The 20,880-nt window shown below is 64.0% G+C and carries 15 protein-coding genes; 8 read left to right on the top strand and 7 right to left on the bottom strand.

The window, feature by feature from the left end; genetic code table 11:
• Position 1: 1 nt before the first annotated feature.
• Positions 2–1,270 (bottom strand): class I SAM-dependent methyltransferase, encoded by a 1,269-nt coding sequence (locus tag AC1D0N_RS17265; protein ID WP_477245935.1) that lies wholly within the window; start codon positions 1,268–1,270, stop codon positions 2–4.
• A gap of 420 nt (positions 1,271–1,690) precedes the next feature.
• Positions 1,691–2,560: a transglutaminase-like domain-containing protein gene (locus AC1D0N_RS17260; protein WP_477245933.1), complete on the bottom strand. Its 870-nt coding sequence runs from the start codon at positions 2,558–2,560 to the stop codon at positions 1,691–1,693.
• A gap of 171 nt (positions 2,561–2,731) precedes the next feature.
• Between AC1D0N_RS17260 and AC1D0N_RS17255 the strand changes: the two genes are divergently transcribed.
• Positions 2,732–3,397, top strand: coding sequence for an HAD-IA family hydrolase (locus AC1D0N_RS17255; RefSeq protein ID WP_477245932.1), 666 nt, complete (start codon positions 2,732–2,734; stop codon positions 3,395–3,397).
• 142 nt (positions 3,398–3,539) lie between these two features.
• Here the strand turns inward: AC1D0N_RS17255 and AC1D0N_RS17250 are convergent, their stop codons facing one another.
• Positions 3,540–3,761 carry a DUF1674 domain-containing protein gene (locus AC1D0N_RS17250; RefSeq protein WP_477245930.1) on the bottom strand — a complete coding sequence of 74 codons (222 nt, stop codon included), beginning with the start codon at positions 3,759–3,761 and terminating at the stop codon, positions 3,540–3,542.
• Between the two features lie 105 nt (positions 3,762–3,866).
• Here AC1D0N_RS17250 and htpX point away from each other — a divergent pair, with 105 nt between their 5' ends.
• Entirely contained in the window at positions 3,867–4,886 is a 1,020-nt protein-coding gene (htpX, locus tag AC1D0N_RS17245) for a zinc metalloprotease HtpX (protein WP_477245928.1), read from the top strand.
• Complete coding sequence (locus AC1D0N_RS17240) at positions 4,877–6,265, top strand: RsmB/NOP family class I SAM-dependent RNA methyltransferase (protein ID WP_477245926.1); 1,389 nt, start codon at positions 4,877–4,879, stop codon at positions 6,263–6,265. The genes htpX and AC1D0N_RS17240 overlap by 10 nt, the downstream gene beginning before the upstream one ends.
• A 286-nt stretch (positions 6,266–6,551) precedes the next feature.
• On the opposite strand, the gene AC1D0N_RS17235 is transcribed toward AC1D0N_RS17240, so the two are convergent.
• The gene (locus AC1D0N_RS17235; RefSeq protein ID WP_477245925.1) at positions 6,552–7,487 is read right to left on the bottom strand and encodes a phytanoyl-CoA dioxygenase family protein; all 936 of its coding nucleotides are present in this window, start codon (positions 7,485–7,487) and stop codon (positions 6,552–6,554) included.
• Positions 7,488–7,580: 93 nt separating this feature from the next.
• On the opposite strand from AC1D0N_RS17235, the gene AC1D0N_RS17230 reads away from it, so the two are divergent.
• The 3 genes from AC1D0N_RS17230 (at position 7,581) to purH (ending at position 12,018) form a co-directional block, all read left to right on the top strand.
• A complete protein-coding gene (locus AC1D0N_RS17230; RefSeq protein ID WP_477245923.1) occupies positions 7,581–8,423 on the top strand; it encodes a helix-turn-helix transcriptional regulator in 843 nt (280 codons plus the stop codon).
• 156 nt (positions 8,424–8,579) lie between these two features.
• On the top strand, positions 8,580–10,304 hold the full coding sequence (locus AC1D0N_RS17225) for a heparinase II/III family protein (RefSeq protein ID WP_477245922.1): 1,725 nt from the start codon (positions 8,580–8,582) through the stop codon (positions 10,302–10,304).
• Positions 10,305–10,401: 97 nt separating this feature from the next.
• Complete coding sequence (gene purH / locus AC1D0N_RS17220; protein WP_477245921.1) at positions 10,402–12,018, top strand: bifunctional phosphoribosylaminoimidazolecarboxamide formyltransferase/IMP cyclohydrolase; 1,617 nt, start codon at positions 10,402–10,404, stop codon at positions 12,016–12,018.
• 133 nt (positions 12,019–12,151) lie between these two features.
• On the opposite strand, the gene AC1D0N_RS17215 is transcribed toward purH, so the two are convergent.
• Together AC1D0N_RS17215 and AC1D0N_RS17210 are read right to left on the bottom strand one after the other, a co-directional pair.
• Positions 12,152–13,531: an MFS transporter gene (locus tag AC1D0N_RS17215; RefSeq protein ID WP_477245920.1), complete on the bottom strand. Its 1,380-nt coding sequence runs from the start codon at positions 13,529–13,531 to the stop codon at positions 12,152–12,154.
• Between the two features lie 273 nt (positions 13,532–13,804).
• Positions 13,805–18,604 carry an NAD-glutamate dehydrogenase gene (locus AC1D0N_RS17210; protein WP_477245919.1) on the bottom strand — a complete coding sequence of 1,600 codons (4,800 nt, stop codon included), beginning with the start codon at positions 18,602–18,604 and terminating at the stop codon, positions 13,805–13,807.
• A 137-nt stretch (positions 18,605–18,741) separates the two neighbouring features.
• On the opposite strand from AC1D0N_RS17210, the gene AC1D0N_RS17205 reads away from it, so the two are divergent.
• Together AC1D0N_RS17205 and AC1D0N_RS17200 are read left to right on the top strand one after the other, a co-directional pair.
• A complete protein-coding gene (locus AC1D0N_RS17205) occupies positions 18,742–19,305 on the top strand; it encodes a peroxidase-related enzyme (RefSeq protein ID WP_477245918.1) in 564 nt (187 codons plus the stop codon).
• 134 nt (positions 19,306–19,439) lie between these two features.
• Complete coding sequence (locus tag AC1D0N_RS17200) at positions 19,440–19,766, top strand: hypothetical protein (RefSeq protein WP_477245917.1); 327 nt, start codon at positions 19,440–19,442, stop codon at positions 19,764–19,766.
• 9 nt (positions 19,767–19,775) lie between these two features.
• Here the strand turns inward: AC1D0N_RS17200 and AC1D0N_RS17195 are convergent, their stop codons facing one another.
• Positions 19,776–20,390, bottom strand: coding sequence for a LysE family translocator (locus tag AC1D0N_RS17195; protein WP_477245915.1), 615 nt, complete (start codon positions 20,388–20,390; stop codon positions 19,776–19,778).
• Between the last annotated feature and the right edge of the window lie 490 nt (positions 20,391–20,880).

The raw sequence follows: 20,880 nt of genomic DNA, 5'->3' as shown, positions 1-20,880 counted from the left end.
ATTATCGATACAGATCCGCCCGCGTCGGCGGCAAGCCGCTTGGCCCCCGCGCGCGCCTGGTGACGACGGTCTGGAAAATCTGTGCCGAGGCGCGCTCGAAGGTGATCGAGCAGCCGGTGAGATATAGCAGCCAGAGCCGCGCCTTGGCCTCACCCACTTCGGCAATCGCTTCGTCGAACCGTGCCTGGAGGCGCTCGGCCCACAGACGGCAGGTGCGGGCATAGTGCTCGCGCAGGTTTTCGACGTCATAGACGAGGAAGCCATGCGCCTCGAGATTGCCGAGCGTCATGCCGATGGTGTCGAGTTCGCCGCCCGGGAAGATGTATTTGATCAGCGCTTTGAATTCCGGACCCTTGCGCAGGGTCTTTTTCATGTCGCCCTTGCTGCGCCGGGTGATGGCATGATGCAGATAGATGCCGCCAGGCTTGAGCAGACGATGGATGGTCGAGAAATAGGTGGCATGATTGGCAAGCCCGAGGTGCTCGAACATGCCGATCGACGATATCTTTTCGAAGGTGCCGGAAAGTTCCGCATAGGACTTGATTTCGATGGTGATGCGATCCTCCAGCCCTTCGGCACGAATACGCTCGCGGGCGAGTTCGGTCTGCGCCTCCGACAGCGAAACGCCGTGGCCAACGACGCCATAATTTTTCACGGCGTAGATGAGCATCGCCCCCCAACCGCAGCCGATGTCGAGCAACCTTTCGCCGGGCTTCAGCCGCAGCTTGCGGCAAATATAGTCGAGCTTGTCGATCTGCGCCTGATCGATGCTGTTGGCGAAATCCTTGAAGTAGCCACAGCTGTAGACCATACGGTCGTCGAGGAAGAGCCGGTAGAAGGCGTTTGAAATGTCGTAGTGGTGCTGGATCGCCTCCTGGCTCGAACCGCTGACGAAGGGATTGCGCCCGGAAAGATCGGTCCGCGCAGTCATCTGTTTTCGCGAAAACAGCACGGCTGGCAGGTCGCGCAGGATCGCCAGCTTCGGCAATGTCTTGAGCTTCGTGCGAAGCTTGCCTTGCGAAGGCAGGGCGTAGAAGTCGAACAGCGATCCGTCCTCTATGTCGACAGTCTTGGAAATCCACATCTCGATCAGCGTCGAGAACGAGGGCCGACGCACCATCTGCCAGACGATGTCCTGGTCGTTGATGACAAGCACCGGGCCGGTGGCGGGACCGATCCGTTCACCGGTCCACAGCCTGACCGCAAAGCCCGGCTTCAGCGCTTCGATAACCGTCCGAACGATCCGGGCTGCCCTCTCGGCTGCTTCCATGCCGTCCTCCTCCCAAATGCTGGGTGGCCGGCAATGATTTTGCCCGTCCGACCGGCCGGCCGCAACCCGCTCGCACGAGAAACCCGGCCCATGCGGTTTTTCAGCGGGGCGCCTTGTCTTTTGCTGCGGCGCACCCCATCATGAGGATGTGTTCAACAAATCGAAAGGAGGTGATCCGATGTCGAGTGATTTCGTTTTCCAGAACGTGGCCTCAGCGGATTGCACTTTCGGGAAGCAGTCTTCCCGTTAAGGCGCGAAATGCGCGGCGGGTGACTTCGGTCACCGCCATGGGCCGCGCCATGGACGGAAACACGGAAGGCCGCCGGCTTCGCAAGAAGCGGCGGCCTTTTCCGTTTAGTGCATGTCGCCCAAAAATGTGCAGCGGTTTTGGGACAACGACATGCATAAAAACAAAGCCATTTAGGCCAGCATCTGCGCGCTGACCGTCTTATCGATGCCGTGATAGGGCGGGTTGAACAGATTGCCCTCCTGCTCGTAGGTCCACACCTTGAACAGCGACAGCTGGTGCTGGCCGAAACTGTGTAGCAGCGGCACGTCGGTGGCGTCGCGACCGCGCGCGATGACGACGCGGCCGATCCTCGGGCGATTGTGGCGGGGGTCGAACGTGTACCATTTGCCGTCGAGGAACACTTCCATCCAGGCCGAGAAATCCATCGGCGCCGGGTCGAGCGGCACGCCGATATCACCGAGATAGCCGTTCACATAGCGGGCCGGGATGTTCATGCAGCGGCAGAGCGTGATCGCCAGGTGCGCGAAGTCGCGGCAGACGCCGACGCGCTCCTCATGCGCTTGCGCCGCCGTGCGGGTCGAGCGCGCATAACCGTAGCCGAAGGACAGCCGGCTATGGACATAATCGACGATCGCCTGCACGCGCGCCCAGCCGGGCGGAAGCTGGCCGAAGAGCTGCCAGGCGAGATCGCCGAGATGATCGGTCTCGCAGTAGCGGCTGCCGAGGAGATAGAACAGCACCTCGTCGGGCAACTCCGCCACCGGCACTTCTTTGGCCAGCGTGTTGACCGCGTCAGTCTCGCCGCTGTCCTCGACGACGGCATCGTAGAGGATGCGAAAATTGCCGGCAGGCGCGGTGAACCGACGGCAGGCGTTGCCATGAAGGTCGTGATAAACCTTGGTCGGCACCGATGGCGAGGTCAGCACCCGCGTCTGCCGCTTGATGTCGGCCTGCCTGTCCTTGTGGATCTCGAGCAGCGAAACGACCGGCGTGGCGGCAATACAGTCGATGGCGATTTCATAGCCGAGCCGGATCAGCATCGCAGTCCCCCTTTTGGTCATCGTGGAAAACAGTTTTGCTCAAACGCAAAAGGGCGGGCCATGGTTCCCTTGGGCTGGTCGAAAAGACGCCCCGCGTGCCTTTCCATCCGGCCGCCGCGCCGTTACGATTGGCGTCTCTTCTCCCCTCCCGAAACGTTCCCAGGATTTCAGATGTTTGCAGGCAGAAAATTCGCGGCCTTCCTGTTCGATATGGACGGCACGGTGATCAATTCGATTGCCGCAGCGGAAAGGGTCTGGGCCGAGTGGGCGCACCGGCAAGGTCTCGACGTTGCCGCCTTCCTGCCGACGATCCATGGCGTGCGGGCGATCGAGACAATCGGCCGGCTGGCGCTTCCGGGCGTCGACGCCGCCCACGAGGCGTATGTGCTGTTGCAGGCTGAGGCGGCCGATCTGGATGGCATTCTTCCGATCGCCGGCGCGGCGGCGTTCCTGGCGTCGCTGCCGCCCGAACGCTGGGCGATCGTCACCTCGGCGCCGCGCTCCTTAGCGCTGCTGCGCATGGAGGCGGCCGGCATCCCGGTGCCCGCTTTGATGGTCGCAGGCGAGGACGTTTCCCACGGCAAGCCGGCGCCCGACTGTTTCCTGCTGGCGGCGAAACAGCTCGGCGTCGATATTGGCGACTGCCTGGTCTTCGAGGACGCTCCGGCGGGTATCGCGGCAGCGGAGGCCGCGGGCGCGTCGGTGATGGTGATCAGCGCCACCCACCAGCACCCACTGCCGACGCAGCATGCCGCGATAGACGGTTACGAGGGGGTCGATACCACCATCGACGAAAACGGCTGGATCGCTCTCGAACCACAACGCAGCGCCGCTTAGGATATGTCGCGATTCAGGTCAGGCCGAGTCGAGAACAATCGATGCCGAGAACCGGAACGGAGCGGACTTTTGGGTCCGTGAGTACCGGAAGCGCAGGAATCGGTTGTTCGCAGGCCGGCATCACCTGAATCCCGGCATATCCTCAGAAGTCGCTGGTCAGGCCTTTCACCTCCCAATCGCCATAGCGGCCGGGCTCCTTGCCACCGCGGCCGCCGATTTCCTTCGGCAGCGCGGCCTCCTTCTCGCGATAGGCTTCGCGGCGCGCCCTGGCTTCGGCCAGCGCGCGGCTGGCCGCCGGCGACACTGGCTTTTGCGGCGTGTCGTCAACGGGAACGGCGTCGGTTTTGCTGGTTTCGTCGATCATGCGATATGTCCGGCGGATTGAAACGAGCGCAGGCGTTTCCCATCATATAGCGATGAACCGACGCGGATCGACCCCTTTTTACCACCGACCCACACGGAGCAGACGATGAACACTTTGCGCACCGCCATGCTTCTCGCCGCGATGACGGCGCTGTTCATGGGCGTCGGCCTTCTGATCGGCGGCACCGGCGGCATGATGATCGCGCTGCTGTTCGCCGCCGGCATGAATCTGTTCAGCTACTGGAACGCCGACAAGATGGTGCTGTCGATGAACCGCGCCGTCGAGGTCGACGAGAAAACCGCGCCTGAATATTACGCCATCGTGCGCGACCTCGCCAATCGGGCCGGCTTGCCTATGCCGAAAACCTATCTGATCGACAACCCGCAGCCGAACGCCTTCGCCACCGGCCGCAATCCGCAAAATGCCGCGGTCGCCGCCTCCACCGGTCTGTTGCAGGCCCTGACGCATGAAGAAGTCGCGGCTGTCATGGCGCACGAACTGGCGCACGTGGAGCACCGCGACACATTGACCATGACCATCGTCGCCACGCTTGCCGGCGCGATCTCGATGCTCGGCAATTTCGCCTTTTTCTTCGGCGGCAACCGCGACAACAACAACCCGTTCGGCTTTGTCGGCGTGCTGGTGGCGATGATGGTGGCGCCGTTCGCCGCCATGATCGTGCAGATGGCGGTCAGCCGCACCCGCGAATACGAGGCCGACCGGCGCGGCGCCGAGATCGTCGGAAACCCGCTATGGCTGGCTTCTGCCCTTGACAAAATCGCCCGCGGCGCCGAACGCATCCGTAACCCGGACGCGGAACGCAATCCGGCGACCGCCCACCTCTTCATCATCAATCCCCTTTCCGGCGAGCGCATGGACAGTCTGTTTTCCACCCACCCGAACACCGACAACCGCATCACTGCCCTGCAGGCGATGGCGCGCGAAATGGCCGGCGCGCCGCAGGCAGCGCCACGCCAGGCACCGACGCTCCGCCAGGCGGACGAGCAGCCATCGGCGGGACCGTGGGGCAAGCCAGCCGAGCCGCAGCCGCCGGCTGAGCCCGCGCAGCCGAAATCCAACCCGTGGGGCCGCAATCCGACCGGACCCAAGGGTCCGTGGTCGTGAGCGGGGCCAGGCCCCGGCCCGCAATTTCAGCCGATCGTGAAACAGGCGACGCCGATGGACCGGTGGCCGGCCTCGCCGCCCGTAAGGCGGCCGCCCGGCTGCTCGCCGCCGTCATCGACGCCCGGACGCCGCTGGACGGACTGACCGACCACGAGAACGGCCACCCGCAATACAGGGCGCTCGACCTGCGCGACCGTGGCCTGGTGCGCGCCATATTGGTCACCGCGCTGCGCTACCGCATGACCATTTCAGGGCTGCTGGCGCGGCGTCTGGAAAAGTCGCTGCCGCCCAACGCCACGGCACTGTCGCACATACTGCATGTGGCGGCGGCGCAGATCCTGTTCCTCGACATTCCCGACAGCGCCGCCGTCGACCTTGCCGTGACCCACGCCAAGTCCGACCCACGCACGCAGCGTTTCTCCGGCCTCGTCAACGGTGTGCTGCGCACGCTGGCGCGAGCGAAGGAAGCCGAGCTGACCGCCGCCCTCGCCGCCACCGACGAAGCGCCAAAATGGTTTTCCGATCGGCTAAAAGCCGCCTATGGCGTCGACAAGACCAGGCAAATTCTCGCTGCCCACCGCGTCGAGGCGCCGGTCGACTTCTCGGTCAAATCCGATGCGGCTCTCTGGGCGGAGAAGCTCGGCGGCATCGTGCTGCCGACCGGCACCGTGCGCGTGGAAAAGCTCAGCGCGTCGGTCACCGAACTGCCCGGCTTCGCGGACGGCGCCTGGTGGGTGCAGGATGCGGCAGCCAGCTTTCCGGCCCGGCTGTTCGGCGATGTGCAAGGGCTTCGCGTCGCCGATCTCTGCGCCGCGCCGGGCGGCAAGACCGCGCAGCTGATTCTTGCCGGCGCCAAGGTCACCGCTGTCGACACCTCGAAGAACCGGCTGGCGCGGCTGACGCAAAATCTCGAACGCCTCGGCCTCTCGGCCGAGATCGTCCAGGCCGATTTGCTGAAATACCAGCCGGCGGAACTGTTCGACGCCGTCCTGCTCGACGCCCCCTGCTCCTCCACCGGTACGGTGCGGCGACACCCCGACGTGCCCTGGACCAAGACGGCCGCCGATGTCGAGAAACTCGCCGACCTGCAGCGAAAATTGCTGGCGCGCGCCGTCACCTTGGTCAAGCCGGGCGGACGCATCGTCTTTTCCAATTGCTCGCTCGACCCGCATGAGGGGGAAGACCTCTATCGCAGCTTCCTCGCCCAGACGGCCGGCATCGTCGACGATCCTCTAAAACCGGGTGAGATCGCCGGCATGGATAACTTCCTGACGCCAGAGGGCACGCTGCGCACCACGCCCGCCGATCTCGACCTTGGTTCGCCTGGAGTTTCCGGTCTCGACGGCTTCTTCGCCGCCCGCATGCGGCGGGTAGCCTAGGACTTCTAGTGCTTGCGTAGGCGGATCGCATGCCTTGGTGATTGGCCGCAGCCTTGGTGACTTCGTCATTCTGGGGCGGAGCAAGGAGCGAAGCGACGCGGCGCAGACCCCGGAATCCATGCCGTGACGTTAAAGCATTGAAACGGTGCAGTATTCTGCTCCGTTGCATCCTTCGATCGAGGTCACGGCATGGATCCTAGGGTCTCCGCGACGGAGCTTCGCTCCTGCTTCGCCCTAGGATGACGAAGTTGTGGTGCCTCGGCTAATTCCGAACGTTTGCGATGCCTTAAAGCATGTCGTCCAGGGACCAGTGGTTCCCCCACCGCGCATCAATTTCGTCATCGACGTTTTGAAAGCGGATATCGGTGGAAAGCCGGATGCGCCCGTCCAGGCTCTGGTTGGTCGTCGAGGCATGGATCATGTAGGGCGAGTGAAGAACGACATCGCCGGCCTCGAAATCTGCGATCAGCCAGCGCGCGTCGAACCGCTCCGCGATTTCGGGCAGATCTTTCGACACCCAGCCGCCCTCGGCCATGTTGCGGTTGTAGGCGCTGATGCGCTCCTGGGCGTCCATGCCGGCATTGTCCCTGTTGAACCGGGCTTCCATGTCAGCGCCGATCGCATGAGACCCCTCGAGGTAAACCAGGCCGCCCATATCGACTGAAATGTCGCCGAGCGGAATCCAGGCCGTGACGATCCGGCTGGTACCGCCACGCAGATAGACAAGATCGTAATGCGCCGGCGTCGCAGCCGATGTTCCCGGCTGGGTGAAGCGCATGATCTTCCGCTTGTGCAGGTAGGACAGCCCGCCCAGGAACCTGTCCATGAAGCGGGACAGAGGTGGTTGCGCGCAAAAGCCTTCATAGGCGGCAGAGCGAACCAGCGACATCAGCCGGCGGTCGGCGAGCTGGCGGTCAAAGGTGCCGGCTGCCGCTATGCCGAGCGACGGATCGAGCCCGGGTTTGAGCAGCCCGGTATCCGCCATATATGAAAACACAAAGCCGCGAAAATCGACCACGTCGCGGCGCGGCAGCAGACCCTTCAGCCAGACATAGCCCTGCGCCGCAAACAGCTTGCGGATCGTCTCGACACCGACCGAGGGGTCGGTCGGGGTGAGATATCCCAACCGGTTTTGCGCTGTCGACAACACCTTGCCGTTGGCGATCAGATCGACAGGAAGAACAGCGGCTTCGCGTTGTGCCCCGGCGGCAAGGCTTGACATTTCGATCACCTATGGCGTGTCGTTTCGGCGAAATGCTGCCATAGAACTTAACACTCTGCCCATGGACAGAAAGTAAAGCTGGACTTTTCGCTCATGCCAGAACGGGACTTCGCGCTGTACAGATCGCCGCCGGCCGCTGCCGGTGGCCTGTCGGCAACGGGCGTCGGCCGGCATCGTGTCACCCAGGCAATCACAAATCGCAGGCTGCCGGATTTCGCCGTCGTGCTCGTCGAGGAGGGGCAAGGCTGGCTTGAAACCAGGGCTGGCGGCACGCAGGCGATCGCTGCGCCGGCCTTGTTCTGGCTATTTCCCGGCAAGATACATTCCTATGGACCGGACGCGTCGGGATGGACCGAACGCTGGGCGCTCTTCGAGGGCGCTATGACGCGCGATTTCACGCGGCTGCGGCTCATCGCCGAAGAAGAACCCGTCATTGCCTTGCACGACCTGGGCGAAATGCACCGCCTGTTCGACAGGCTGCACGCCGAACTGTCGTTGGATACCGTGCTTAGCCAGGCGGAAGCCGCTGCCACCATGCACGCAATCGTTGTGCAGGCCGCCAGGCAGGCGACCCAAGGGAACAACCGCAAACAAGATCCCGATTTTCGGCGCGCCCCCGATTTTCAGCATGTCGTAGACGAACTGCGCAGTTGCGCGCTCGATCGGCTCGACCTCAACGCGTTCGCCGCGAAATTCGGCATCTCGCCGGCGACGCTGCGCCGCAAGTTTGCGCTGGCCACCGGCATGTCGCCCAAGGCATTTCAGCTGCGCATACGGCTCGACCTTGCCAAGCAATTGCTGGTCGCCTCCGATTCCCCGGTGGAGTCTGTCGCGGCTGCGGTCGGCATCCACGATGCGTTTTATTTTTCGCGGCTCTTTCGCGATCGCGAGAAGTGTTCGCCCAGCGCGTTCCGTAGCCACCACAGGCGGACGTGAGCGCGATCAGGGACTTGATCTCCGAAATGTGCTGACTTTTTTGGGGCTGGTCCGACGGCAACGGCGTGAACTCCTTCACGCCAGTGGAATTCGCCTTCGCATAAGTTCTTGAATCATATAAACTTGTGTCGGGGTATGTGACGATCAGGAGGGGTTTTGGCACTCGCTGCCGGCAGCACGACGCGTCTTTGGACGCTTGTCGCGAAGGAGTTCTGGCGCAAGGCGCGCCGGCGCTTGCGTGCCGGGCCTGTCTATCGCTGGCGCTATTCCGGCCGCACGCCCGAACGCGTCCTCATCGCGCCGCCGGATCTGCGCCTCGCCGACCCGCAAATTGCGCTCGAGATCTATTATGGCCGCTATCCGCTGTCGGGACATCTGGTCGAGACCGGCGGCAAGTCGCCGTTCCAGATCGGGGTCTCCAATCGCGGCTGGCTGAAGACGCTGCACGGCTTTCGCTGGCTGCGCCACATGCGTGCCGCCGGCACCGAGCTCGCCGCCGCCAACGCCCGTGCGCTGGTTTCCGACTGGATCGCCATCCATGGCAGCAATATTTCCGGCGTCGCCTGGGAGCCAGGCACCACGGCCAAGCGCGTCATTGCCTGGTTGCAGCATTCCTCGGTTGTGCTGCAGGGCGCCGAGTTCCCGTTCTACCGCTCCTTCCTGAAATCGCTTGCCGTCCAGATCCGCTATCTCAGGTCGATGGCGCGCGAAATGCCGGACGGCAAGGACAGGCTGCGCGCCCGCATTGCACTGGCCTTTGCCGCTCTGTCGCTGCCGGCGCCGGCATCGGCGCTGCGCGGCGCCACCCGCAATCTCGCCGAGGAGCTAGACCGCCAGATCCTTGCCGATGGCGGCCATATCTCACGCAATCCGATGACGGTTCTCGAACTGCTCGCCGACCTTCTGCCGCTGCGCCAGACCTATGCCAACCAGGCGGAGACACCGCCGGCCGCGCTGATGGGCGCCATCGACCGCATGCTGCCGGCACTGCGCTTCTTTCGCCATCAGGATGGCAGCCTCGCCCGCTTCAACGGCATGGGCGCCACCATCCATGACCGTATCGCCACCATTCTGCGTCACGACGACACCGCCGGCGCGCCACTGCTGCACGCGCCGCATTCGGGTTATGAGCGGCTGTCCATGGGCGGCGTGACGGTGATCGCCGATACCGGCCTGCCGCCGCCGGTCGACGTGTCGAACGCAGCGCATGCCGGCTGCCTCGCCTTCGAACTATCCTCGGGCCGCCAGCACTATGTCGTGAATGCCGGCATCGACACTTATGGCGCCGCTGAATTCCGGCCGCTGGCGCGTGCCACCGCGGCGCATTCGACCGCCACCATCAACGACACCTCGTCGGGGCGCTTCAGCCATTCGCTGCGCGTCAACGACCTGCTCGGCACACCCTTGATCGGCGGCCCGCAGCATGTGCCCTGCAAACGCATCGACCAGAAGGGCATGCAGGGCTTCATCGCCCGCCACGACGGCTATGTCGCACGCTTCGGCTTCCTGCATGAACGCGAACTGAAACTGTCGTCGGACGGCAATGTGCTTGCCGGTAGGGACCGCATCCAGCGGCCCGGCAATGCTGCGATCCGCAACAATGGCCGCGATTTCGTCACCCTGCGCTTCCACATCCATCCCGACATCAACGTGCTGCAGGACGAGCATGACCGGCTGGTGCTGGCCGCCGACGGCGCCGACACCTGGGTGTTCACCTGCGCCGAAGTGGTGCCGGAGGTCGATGAGTCGATCTACTTCGCCGGTCTTGGCGGCCCACGCCGCAGCCGCCAGATCGTGCTTGCCTTCAAGGCCTCGGAGATATCAGAGGTTCACTGGCAGCTGACGCGCACGACCATCGCCGGTTACCCGGAAAACAACTGACTGTGTCTGCACTCGCCGCGCTTGCGGTTTGATTTCCTGATCTCATGTGCTACGGCCCGCGGACGCTTCAAATCAAGCCTCGAAAGGCCGCCAGCCCATGGCCGTCGCCGCCAAGAACATTCCCGCGCCCGACCTCGTTCCCGTCCGCCGCGCGCTGCTTTCCGTTTTCGACAAGACCGGCCTGATCGACTTCGCCAGGGGATTGGCCGCGGCTGGCGTCGAACTGGTCTCAACCGGCGGCACGGCCAAGGCCATCGCCGAAGCCGGCCTGGCGGTGCGTGACGTCTCCGAGCTCACCGGCTTTCCCGAGATCATGGACGGCCGCGTCAAGACGCTGCATCCCTCGGTGCATGGCGCCCTGCTTGGCGTGCGCGACGACCCTGAGCATGCCAAGGCGATGCGCGACCACAAGATCGAGCCGATCGACCTTTTGGTTTCCAACCTCTACCCGTTCGAGGAGGTGCGCCGTTCCGGCGCCGACTACGCCTCGATCGTCGAGAACATCGACATTGGCGGCCCGGCGATGATCCGCGCCTCGGCCAAGAATCACGCCTATGTCGCCATCGTCACCGACCCCGGCGACTATGCCTCGGTGCTCAATGCGCTGGAGATGAATATCGGTTCCCTCTCGCTGGATTTCCGCAAGAAGCTGGCGGCCAAGGCCTTTGCCCGCACCGCCACCTATGACGCGGCGATCTCCGGCTGGTTCGCCGAAGCGCTGGAGATCGAGCATCCGACCTGGCGCGCCTTCGGCGGCAGGCTGGACAGCGTCATGCGCTACGGCGAGAACCCGCACCAGAGCGCCGGCTTCTACATCAACGGTGACAAGCGGCCGGGTGTCGCCACAGTGCGCCAGCTGCAGGGCAAGCAGCTTTCCTACAACAACATCAACGACACCGACGCCGCCTTCGAACTGGTCGGCGAGTTCGATCCGGCGCGCTCCGCAGCCGTCGCCATCATCAAGCACGCCAACCCGTGCGGCGTCGCCGAAGGCGCGTCGCTGATATCAGCCTATGCCAAGGCGCTGGCCTGCGACCCGGTCTCGGCCTTTGGCGGCATCGTCGCCATGAACCGCATCCTCGATGCCGAGGCGGCGGAAGAGATCGTCAAGACCTTCACCGAAGTGATCATCGCGCCGGACGCCTCCGAAGAAGCAATCCGCGTCGTCGCCGCCCGGAAGAATCTGCGGCTGCTGGTCACCGGCGGACTGCCCGATCCGCGCACCGCCGGCATCACCGTCAAATCCGTCGCCGGCGGACTGCTCGTCCAGGGCCGTGACAATGCGGTCGTCGACGACCTTGAGCTAAAAGTGGTGACCAGGCGCACGCCGACGCCGGCAGAGATGGCCGATCTCAAATTTGCCTTCCGCATCGCCAAGCACGTCAAGTCGAACGCCATCGTCTACGCCAAAGATGGCGCCACCGTCGGCATCGGCGCCGGCCAGATGAGCCGCGTCGATTCCTCGCGCATCGCCGCCCGCAAGGCGCTCGACGCCGCCGAGGCCGCTGGTCTGGCCGAGCCACTGACCAAGGGCTCGGTGGTCGCCTCCGATGCTTTCTTCCCCTTCGCCGATGGGCTGATCTCAGCCATCGAAGCCGGCGCCACCGCCGTCATCCAGCCGGGCGGCTCAATGCGCGACGACGATGTCATCGCCGCCGCCGACGCGCACGGCATAGCGATGGTGTTTACGGGTGTGAGGCATTTCAGGCATTAGCGCTTTTACCCTCCCCTTGATGGGGAGGGTCGGTGCGCTCGCAAGCGAGCGCGCCGGTGTGGGGTGATTGGCGCCGCACCCCCACCCCGCTCCGCTTCGCGGATCGACCCTCCCCACAAGGGGGAGGGTAAAACTACTCCACCGGCTGATCCGCCGGATATGGCGTCTTGATCAATATCGCAATGCCGATGCCGAGGAACAGGATGATCACCGCCATGCCGAGCCGCGCTGAGTCGGTGGCCCAGCTGATCGTTGCCAACAGGAACGGCGCCAGGAAACTGGTCGCCCGGCCCGACAGCGCATAGATGCCGAAATAGCGGCCTGATTCGGCAGCTGTCACGCTGCGCGCCATGTAGGAGCGCGACGACGCCTGCACCGGCCCGAAGGCCAGCCCGATCAAAAGCCCATAGAGAATATAGGCCTTCTCCGCCGCTGTGCCGAACAGACCGCCCGAATCGGTGGTCGAGAGCTGTATGAGGCCAAGCAGCGTGAAACCTGGTCCGGTCGAGACGATGCCGGCGGTGGCCACCGTCAGCATCACAAGCGCGATCATCACAACCACTTTGGAGCCGAAGGCCGTGTCCACGCGGGCGGCAATCCAGCAGCCGAAGATGGCGACGACATTGAGGATGATGCCGAAAATACCGATCTCGGTGATCGACCAGCCGAACATCGCCGCAGCAAACACGCCGCCCTGCGTCAGCAGCGCGTTGACGCCGTCCTGATAGATCATGCGGGCGACAAGGAAGCGGAAGATGCCGCCACGCTTGCGCGCTTCGGCCAGTGTCGACTTCAGCTCGGACAGGCCCTGGCGTACGGCCGGCCGGATGGGGATGCCTTTGACGGCATCCGGGGTGAAAAAGAACATCGGCAGGATGAAGAGGAAATACCAGCCGGCCGACAGTGGCCCGGTGGCGCGTGCATCTTCGCCGAGCTTCGGGTCGAGCCCGAAGATGGGATTGAGGCCAAGGATCGTCTTGCCGGTTTCCGCCGAGCCGGCCATGCAGGCGATGACAAAGATCAGCGCGACCATGCCGCCGAGATAGCCGAGGCCCCAGGCAATGTTGGAGATGCGGCCGATCTCGCTCTTCGGCACCAGGCGCGGCATCATGGAATCGTTGAACACGGTTGAGAACTCCGCCGCGACGGAGGCCAGCGAGAACAACGCCACGATCAGGAATGCATTCGAGCCAGGCGCCGCCAACCACAACAGGCAAAGACTGGTGATCTTGATCGACGCGAAAAATGCGATCCACGGCTTGCGCGGCCCGGTCTGGTCGGCGATCGAGCCAAGAATGGGCGACAAAACGGCAATGACCAGGCCGGCGGCAGCGATACCCCAGGCCCAGATTGCCTGACCCATCACCGGATCGCTGACCATGCGCGAAGCAAAATAGGGGCCGAAAATGAAGGTGGTGACGACGGTGAAGAACGGCTGTGCCGCCCAGTCGAAGAACATCCATCCCCAAATGCCGCGTCCCGACGCCCGCTGCACTGTCTCTACCGCCGCCATGCTGATTCCCCCGGCACCGCCCGTGTCGGGCGCCATGTCTGCATGTTTTTGACGACCATGCAAACCGACGAAGTTTGCTGCTGCCCCTCACCTGCCTGCCGGCATCCTCTCCCCGTATAGGGACGGGGAGAGGGTCGCCCTCATTGATGATTTCGCCAATCGCCGGCGTTGCAATGAGGGCGCCAAGGCTGGGTCAGCCCTTTCTCCCCGTCCCTATACGGGGAGAAGTGCCCGGCAGGGCAATGAGTGGCGGCGCCAGCCTTGCGAAGATGATCACATCCCCGTCAGATCGCTCATCAGCCCCGAGGCCACCGATAGCCGCGACACGGTAATGTCGCCGCCTTCGGTCAGCGCCTGCAGCCGCTCGCGGATGCGCGCCACCCTTTCGCCGCCGGCCTCCAGCCATGCCGCCACCGGATCCGTCGCCTTGGCGTGGCCGGTGAGTGCCGCCACCGCGATGCCGCGGCGAGCGGCGCCGATCGTGTCGGTGGCGCGGGAGAGCGCCAACTGGTCGTAATAGTCCGACGGCGTGATCGAGCGCGCCGCATCCTCGACGCGCGGAATGCGGAAGGCATCGCTGACCGCAAAGAAGGCCTTCGCCGCAGCGACGATATCGGCATTCGCCATGCGTGCCGTCAGCGCGATGTCGGGGATGAGTTCCGCCATATCGGCCAGCGCCAGCCGTTCGGCCAGTTTCTCCGGCGCACCGCCCTTGAACAGGCCATGCCGTTTTTCCTCGATCCGCTCGCGCGAGAAGGCCGGCAGCAGCGAGCCGAGTTTTGGCTCGAGTGCCTTGCGCGCGTCCTGCAGTTCGGCGATGCGCTGGCCAAGCGGCGCGATGCCGGCATCGTTCTTCAGATACCAGCCGCTGGTCATAAAAATAAGCCGGCTAACCGACTGGTAGAGATCGAGTTGCACCTGGCCGTCGATCTGGTTGTCGAGCGCATCGATCTCGCGATAGAGCGCCGGCAGCGCGAAGCCGTCGCGCACCACGGCGAAGGTGCGCACCACGTCGGCCGCGGTGCGGCCGGTGGCTTCCTGCAGCCGGTTGACGAAGGACGGTCCGCCGCGATTGACCAGGTCATTGGCGACGACGCGGGCGATGATCTCGCGGCGCAGCCGGTGGTTGCGGATTTCGTCGCCATACTTCTTCGCCATGCGATCAGGGAAATAACCCATCAGGTCGCGCTCGAAATGCGCGTCATCAGGCACGTCGCTGGCGACGATGTCGGAAAACAGCACGATCTTGGCATAGGCGAGCAGCACGCCAAGTTCGGCCCGGGTCAGCGGCTCGCCGCGCGCCTCGCGCTCGGCAAGCGCTGCCGGCGACGGCAGCGTCTCAACGGCGCGGTCGAGCAGGCCGCGTGCCTCCAGCGCCGCCATGAAGCGGCTCTGATGCGCAATGTCGGCAAGGCCGCGCTTGCGGGCGATGGAAAGCGCCAGCGTCTGCTCGTAATTGTTGGACAGCACCAGGCCGCCGACCTCGCCGGTCATCTCGGCCAGCAATTTGTTGCGCGCCGGGCGGGTCAGCGATCCCTTGCGCATGGCCGACGCCAGCGCGATCTTGATGTTGACCTCGACGTCGGAGCAATTGACGCCGCCCGAATTGTCGATGGCGTCGGAATTGCAGCGGCCGCCATTCAGGCCGAACTCGATGCGTGCGCGCTGCGTCACGCCGAGATTGGCGCCCTCGCCGATCACCTTGGCGCGCACGTCGAGCGCGGTGATACGGATCGCGTCATTGGCGCGGTCGCCGACATCGCCGTTGGTTTCGGTCGATGCCCTCAGATACGTGCCGATACCGCCGAACCACAGAAGGTCGACCGGCGCCTTGAGAATGGCCTTCATGATCTCGACCGGTGTCGCGGTCGTCTTGTCAAGCCCGATGGCTGCTGCTGCCGCCGCCGGCAGCGTGATCGACTTCTGGCTGCGCGAGACGATGACGCCGCCCTCGGACAGCTTGGTCTTGTCGTAGTCCTGCCAGCTTGAGCGCGGCAGGGCGAACATGCGCTCGCGTTCGGCCATCGACGCCGCCATATCCGGGTCGGGATCGATGAAGATGTCGCGATGGTCGAAGGCGGCGATCAGCCGTGTCTGCGGCGATAGCAGCATGCCGTTGCCGAACACGTCGCCCGACATGTCGCCGACGCCGACGACGGTGAACGGCGTGGTCTGGATGTCGCGATTGATCTCGCGGAAATGCCGCTTCACCGCTTCCCAGGCGCCCTTGGCGGTGATGCCCATCTTCTTGTGGTCGTAGCCGGCCGACCCGCCGCTGGCAAAGGCATCGTCTAGCCAGAAGCCATGCTTCTCCGAGATCGCATTGGCGGTGTCGGAGAAGGTCGCCGTGCCCTTGTCGGCGGCGACGACGAAATAGGGATCGTCAGGGTCGCGGCGCACCACGCCGGCCGGCGGGATGATGCCGTCGAGGCCGATATTGTCGGTGATCGACAACAGGCTGGAGACGTAGTTCTTGTAGGCCGACGTGCCGGCTTCGAAGATCGCGTCGCGGCTGCCACCGACCGGCAGACGCTTGGGAAAGAAACCGCCCTTGGCGCCGACCGGCACGATGACGGCGTTCTTGACCTGCTGCGCCTTGACCAGGCCGAGCACCTCGGTGCGGTAATCCTGGGCACGGTCCGACCAGCGCAGGCCACCGCGCGCAACCGGGCCGAAGCGCAGATGCACGCCCTCGACCTCGGACCCGTAGACGAAGATCTCGCGCCAGGGCCGTGGCGCCGGCAAACCGTCGACTGCATGCGAATCGAGCTTGATCGCCAGCGACTGGCCCTTTTCTTTCGTTTCGGCAACGAAATGATTGGTTCGCAGCGACGCTTCGATCAGATTGAGGTAGCGGCGGATGATGGTGTCGTCGTCGATGTTGGGGACGTCCTCCAGCGCGTCCTTGATCTTGGCCTTGAGATGCTTGGCCGCCACCACGCCTTCCCCTTCGGCGGTCGGCCCCAGACGGGCAACGAACAGCGCATGTAGGCCGCGCGCGATCTCCGGGTAGCGGTTGAGCGCGGCGGCGATGAAGTCCTGGCTCTGCGGGATGCCGGCTTGCTGCAGATAGCGGCCATAGGCGCGCAGGATGGTGACCTCGCCCGACCACAGGCCGGCGGTCTGGGCAAGGCCGTTATAGCCGTCATTGTCGACATCGCCGCGCCAGACCGACAGGAACGCATCCTCGAACAGCGCGCCGCCGTCAGTGAGATCGATCGGCTTGCCGTAGCTGTTCTCCAGCTCCATGTCGTGCACGAAGACCATGCCGGAGGCTTCGTCACCGACCTCGAACGTGCGTTCGCTGATAACCCGGAAGCCGATGTTTTCCAGCACCGGCACCCGCCGCGACAGCGCTACCGGGCTGGCATGATGAAAGATCTTCAGCGCCGCCTGATGCGGCTTCTGGTCGGCATGCCGGTAATAGTCGATGGCGATCGGATTGGACGCATCGATTTTGGCGATGCGTCCGGCGTCCGCCAGCGCCACTGCCGGCGGGAAACTGTCGCGGTAGCTTTCCGAAAAGCGCGAGGCGATGGCCGTAAGCGCCGCATCGGCGCCGGTTTCGGCCGCGGTTTCGCGCAGCGCGTCTTCCCAGGTCCGCACGATGCCGCGGATCGCCGCTTCGATCGTCGCCTGTTCGATCTTCGGCGTCTTGCCGCCGGACCGGCCGATGATGAAATGCACGCGCGCCAGCCCGCCTTCCGGGAAGGCCGGGTAATAGGCCGACAACCGGCCTTCGAACACCGTCTTCAGATAGGCGCCGATCTTTTCGCGCACGACGCTGTCGTAACGGTCGCGCGGCACGAAGACGAGGATCGAGACGAAGCGGTCGAACTGGTCGGCGCGTACCAGCGCCCTGACGCGCGGCCGCTCGACCAGCCCCAGGATGGCTTCGGCGTGCTTGCGCAGGATCGGCACCGGGACCTGGAACAGCTCATCGCGCGGATAGCTCTCCAGCACATTGATCAGCGCCTTGCCGGAGTGATCGCCCGGATTGAAGCCGGACTTGGCGATGATGGTTTCGGCTTTCGACCTGAGATAGGGGATCTTCATCACCGAGCGCGTGTAGGCGGTCGAGGTGAACAGGCCGACCATGCGCAGTTCGCCCGACAGCACGCCCTTGGCGGTGTAGGTCTTGACGCCGATGTAGTCGAGATAGATGCGGCGGTGCACCGCCGACTTGGCATTGGCCTTGGTGACGATCAGCGGTTCGGGCCCATGCAGAAAGGCGCGGATTTCCGGTGTCGTCGTCACCGCTTCGGTGCCGCGTCTGAGCACCAGCACGTCGGGATCAGACAGGATGCCGAGGCCGGGCTTGTCGGCGCGCTCCAGAGTGCCGCTCTTCTCGCCGCCGGTGTATTTGAACTCGCGCATGCCGAGGAAGGTGAAATTGTCATCGCGCAGCCATTCGAGGAAGGCGATCGCCTCGGTGACGCTGGCCTTGTCGAGGGGCATCGGCGCGTAGCGGAATTCGTGGATAGCCTGGTCGAGGCGGGCCAGCATCGGCTTCCAGTCGGTGACCGCAGCGCGCACCTGGGTGAGTATCTTCTTCAACCGCTCGGCCAAAGCCTCGGCCTGGTCGGCTGAAAGGCGGCCGATATGGACGTGGATGACGCTCAGCCGGTCTTGGCTGTCGTCGCCCTTGGCGTAGCCGCCATCGCCCAGGATTTCATCGACGCCGCCCTTGCCGTGCCTGACGGTGATGACCGGGTGGGTGACCAGCAGCGGTTCGCCGGCGCTTTCGGTGATCTCGCCAAGGACGGAATCGAACAGGAACGGCATGTTGTCGTTGACGACAGTGATGACCGTCGTCGGCCGGCCCTCGCGCACGACACCGGAATCGACATCTATGGCAACGACGCAACCGCCCTTTTTGTGCCTGGCAACGGCACGGCCGGCGAGATCGGCAGCGCGTACCAGATCTTCGACGTCATAGGCGGCGATGTCTTCAGCCGGCGCCCGGGCAAGCAGGTAGTCGGCAAGCCTGCCGGGCTTTTCGCCCGCCTTTGCCGCACCTCCCTTTATCGGTTTGCTCTTTTTTGGGCTGTCTGCGGATTTCAGGCTGGCCATGACGCTAATTCCCTCCCGTCACATGCTTTTGCGACTATGGTAGCAGATGACCGGTATTTGGCGACAAAGGTTTGACGGCTTGCGAAGAAATATCGGCATTCCGCGACAGATCCGCGCCCAAAGAGGAGAAATGCCCCATGTCCGGCAGGATTTCCGCGCTTGACCTTGCACAAACGGAGCTGAGCGACGCAACAAAAGCCTATTTTGCGAAATGCGAGGAAAAGCTCGGTCTCGTCCCCAATGTGCTCAGGGCCTACGCCTTCGACGAGAAGAAGCTGCGCGCCTTCACCGACATGTACAACGACCTGATGCTGGGCAGCTCCGGCCTGTCGAAGCTGGAGCGCGAGATGATCGCGGTCGTCGTCTCCTCCATCAATCACTGCTACTACTGCCTGACCGCGCATGGCGCGGCAGTGCGCCAGCTGTCCGGCGATCCGTCGCTGGGCGAGATGATGGTGATGAATTTTCGCGCCGCCAACCTGTCCGCCAGACAGACGGCGATGCTCGAATTTGCGGTGAAGCTGACCGAAGAGCCGGCAAAGATCGTCGAGGCCGACCGGGCAGCTTTGCGCCAGGCCGGCTTTTCCGACCGCGACATCTGGGACATCGCCTCGACCGCCGCCTTCTTCAACATGTCGAACCGGGTGGCAGCGGCCATCGACATGCGGCCGAACGATGAATATCACGCCATGGCCCGATAGCGGATCGCCTCTGTCACAGCCGCGCCGTATATTAGCTGTCTCGCATCCCCGTTGCTTGTTTGCCGGTTTGGTCCGATGATCGGCACGCGGCGTGACCGCATGCCGGTTCGATGCCGCTGATCAGGGAGGAGAACATGGCGAAGTTTCTCTACATCTATCACGGCTCGGGCAAGATGCCGGCGACCGAGGCCGATCTAAAGGCGTTAACCGATACCTGGACAGGCTGGTTCGGAAAACTTGGCTCTGCCGTGGTCGACCGCGGCAATCCGGTCGGCATGTCGAAGACCGTCATGCCCGGCGGCAAGGTCGAGAACAATGGCGGCAGCAACCCGACCGGCGGCTATTCGATCATCGAAGCGAAAGACATCGACGACGCCGCCAGCAAGGCCAAAGATTGTCCGATCCTGATGGAGCCGAACTGCAACGTCGAGATCGCGCCGATCCTCAATATGATGGGTTGACGCGCCGGTTCAGGACCGCGCCGCTATCGCCGCAGCAGCGCCGGCCATAGTGCCGGCGCTGATGCGGTTGGCAATCTTCATCGCCCGCTTGCTCTTCAACAGTTTGCGCGCCTGCGATGCGGCGAGCACCCAGGCGAGATCGATGGCGACCAGGACCACGGCCATGGTCGCCGTCAGCTCGACCCAACCGATGAGGCTGACCGAAGCGAGGTCGATGATCGTCGGCAGCAGCGCCAGATAGAACATCATGATCTTGGGGTTGCCGAGCGTAACCGCCATGCCGGCAAAGAACAGCTTTGCCGGCGAATCTTCGCGTGGCATCTCGCCTTCGCGCGCCTCGACCGGTGCCGTCCACATCTTCCAGGCGAGGTAAGCGAGATAGGCGACGCCGACCCATTTCACCACGACGAAAGCGAAATGGAAGGTCTGCGCCACCACCGCCAGCCCGAACACCGCCAGCGACAGCCAGATGCCCTCGCCGATCCACATGGCGAGCAGGAAAGGGAACACATCGCGAAAGCCCTTGGCGATCACCCGCGCTACGAGCGCAGCAATCGACGGGCCGGGCGAACCGGCGGCGACGAAAAGAGCGGCGGCGAAGATCAGGAGCGAGGTGAGGTGCATGGTGTGAGTCTCTGCGTCAGGGCTCGATCAACCACAAATACTCGACAGCTGCGGCTCTGGCAAAGGCAACTCGATACGGACCATTTGCACTGACCTACCAAGGCTTGGGTTCCTCGCCCCCGCAAAGCGGGGGAGAGAGGTGGCCGCGAAGCGGTCGGAGAGGGGGCCTGCGGCGCCGGTGAGTTTGCTCCGCATTCTTGTGAACGTCGAGCCTTCCCCCTCTCCGTCTCGGCTTCGCCGAGCCACCTTGTATCTGCACGAGAGAGATTTCGTGGGATTGAAGCGGTTGAGCCAAGGTCCGGGCGGCCGCCCGGACCTTGGCTTGGTGAAGTCGCCCGTACCACCTGAGGTTACAGCCGCGGGAGAGCTTGGGATCTTCGCCTTCGTCACGCACGACCGAACAGTCGCTTGGTTCCAACCGTACGCACAAGGCAGGTTACCGTGAACAAGATCATTTGTGGAGTTGATGTTTCTAAGGATTGGCTGGACG

The sequence above is a fragment of the Mesorhizobium sp. P2_E10 genome (assembly GCF_056404235.1).
Note: the sequence above shows the minus strand (reverse complement) of the source record. Positions and strands in the feature narration are given on the sequence as shown.

Excerpts from the sequence above, each read along its gene's own strand:
- AC1D0N_RS17260 (WP_477245933.1), bottom strand. The coding sequence starts at position 2,560 with ATGCTGATCCGGCTCGGCTATGAAATCGCCATCGACTGTATTGCCGCC.
- AC1D0N_RS17195 (WP_477245915.1), bottom strand. The coding sequence starts at position 20,390 with ATGCACCTCACCTCGCTCCTGATCTTCGCCGCCGCTCTTTTCGTCGCC.
- AC1D0N_RS17210 (WP_477245919.1), bottom strand. The coding sequence starts at position 18,604 with ATGGCCAGCCTGAAATCCGCAGACAGCCCAAAAAAGAGCAAACCGATA.
- AC1D0N_RS17215 (WP_477245920.1), bottom strand. The coding sequence starts at position 13,531 with ATGGCGGCGGTAGAGACAGTGCAGCGGGCGTCGGGACGCGGCATTTGG.
- AC1D0N_RS17205 (WP_477245918.1), top strand. The coding sequence starts at position 18,742 with ATGTCCGGCAGGATTTCCGCGCTTGACCTTGCACAAACGGAGCTGAGC.
- htpX (WP_477245928.1), top strand. The coding sequence starts at position 3,867 with ATGAACACTTTGCGCACCGCCATGCTTCTCGCCGCGATGACGGCGCTG.
- AC1D0N_RS17255 (WP_477245932.1), top strand. The coding sequence starts at position 2,732 with ATGTTTGCAGGCAGAAAATTCGCGGCCTTCCTGTTCGATATGGACGGC.
- AC1D0N_RS17250 (WP_477245930.1), bottom strand. The coding sequence starts at position 3,761 with ATGATCGACGAAACCAGCAAAACCGACGCCGTTCCCGTTGACGACACG.
- AC1D0N_RS17235 (WP_477245925.1), bottom strand. The coding sequence starts at position 7,487 with ATGTCAAGCCTTGCCGCCGGGGCACAACGCGAAGCCGCTGTTCTTCCT.
- AC1D0N_RS17265 (WP_477245935.1), bottom strand. The coding sequence starts at position 1,270 with ATGGAAGCAGCCGAGAGGGCAGCCCGGATCGTTCGGACGGTTATCGAA.
- AC1D0N_RS17200 (WP_477245917.1), top strand. The coding sequence starts at position 19,440 with ATGGCGAAGTTTCTCTACATCTATCACGGCTCGGGCAAGATGCCGGCG.
- AC1D0N_RS17230 (WP_477245923.1), top strand. The coding sequence starts at position 7,581 with ATGCCAGAACGGGACTTCGCGCTGTACAGATCGCCGCCGGCCGCTGCC.
- purH (WP_477245921.1), top strand. The coding sequence starts at position 10,402 with ATGGCCGTCGCCGCCAAGAACATTCCCGCGCCCGACCTCGTTCCCGTC.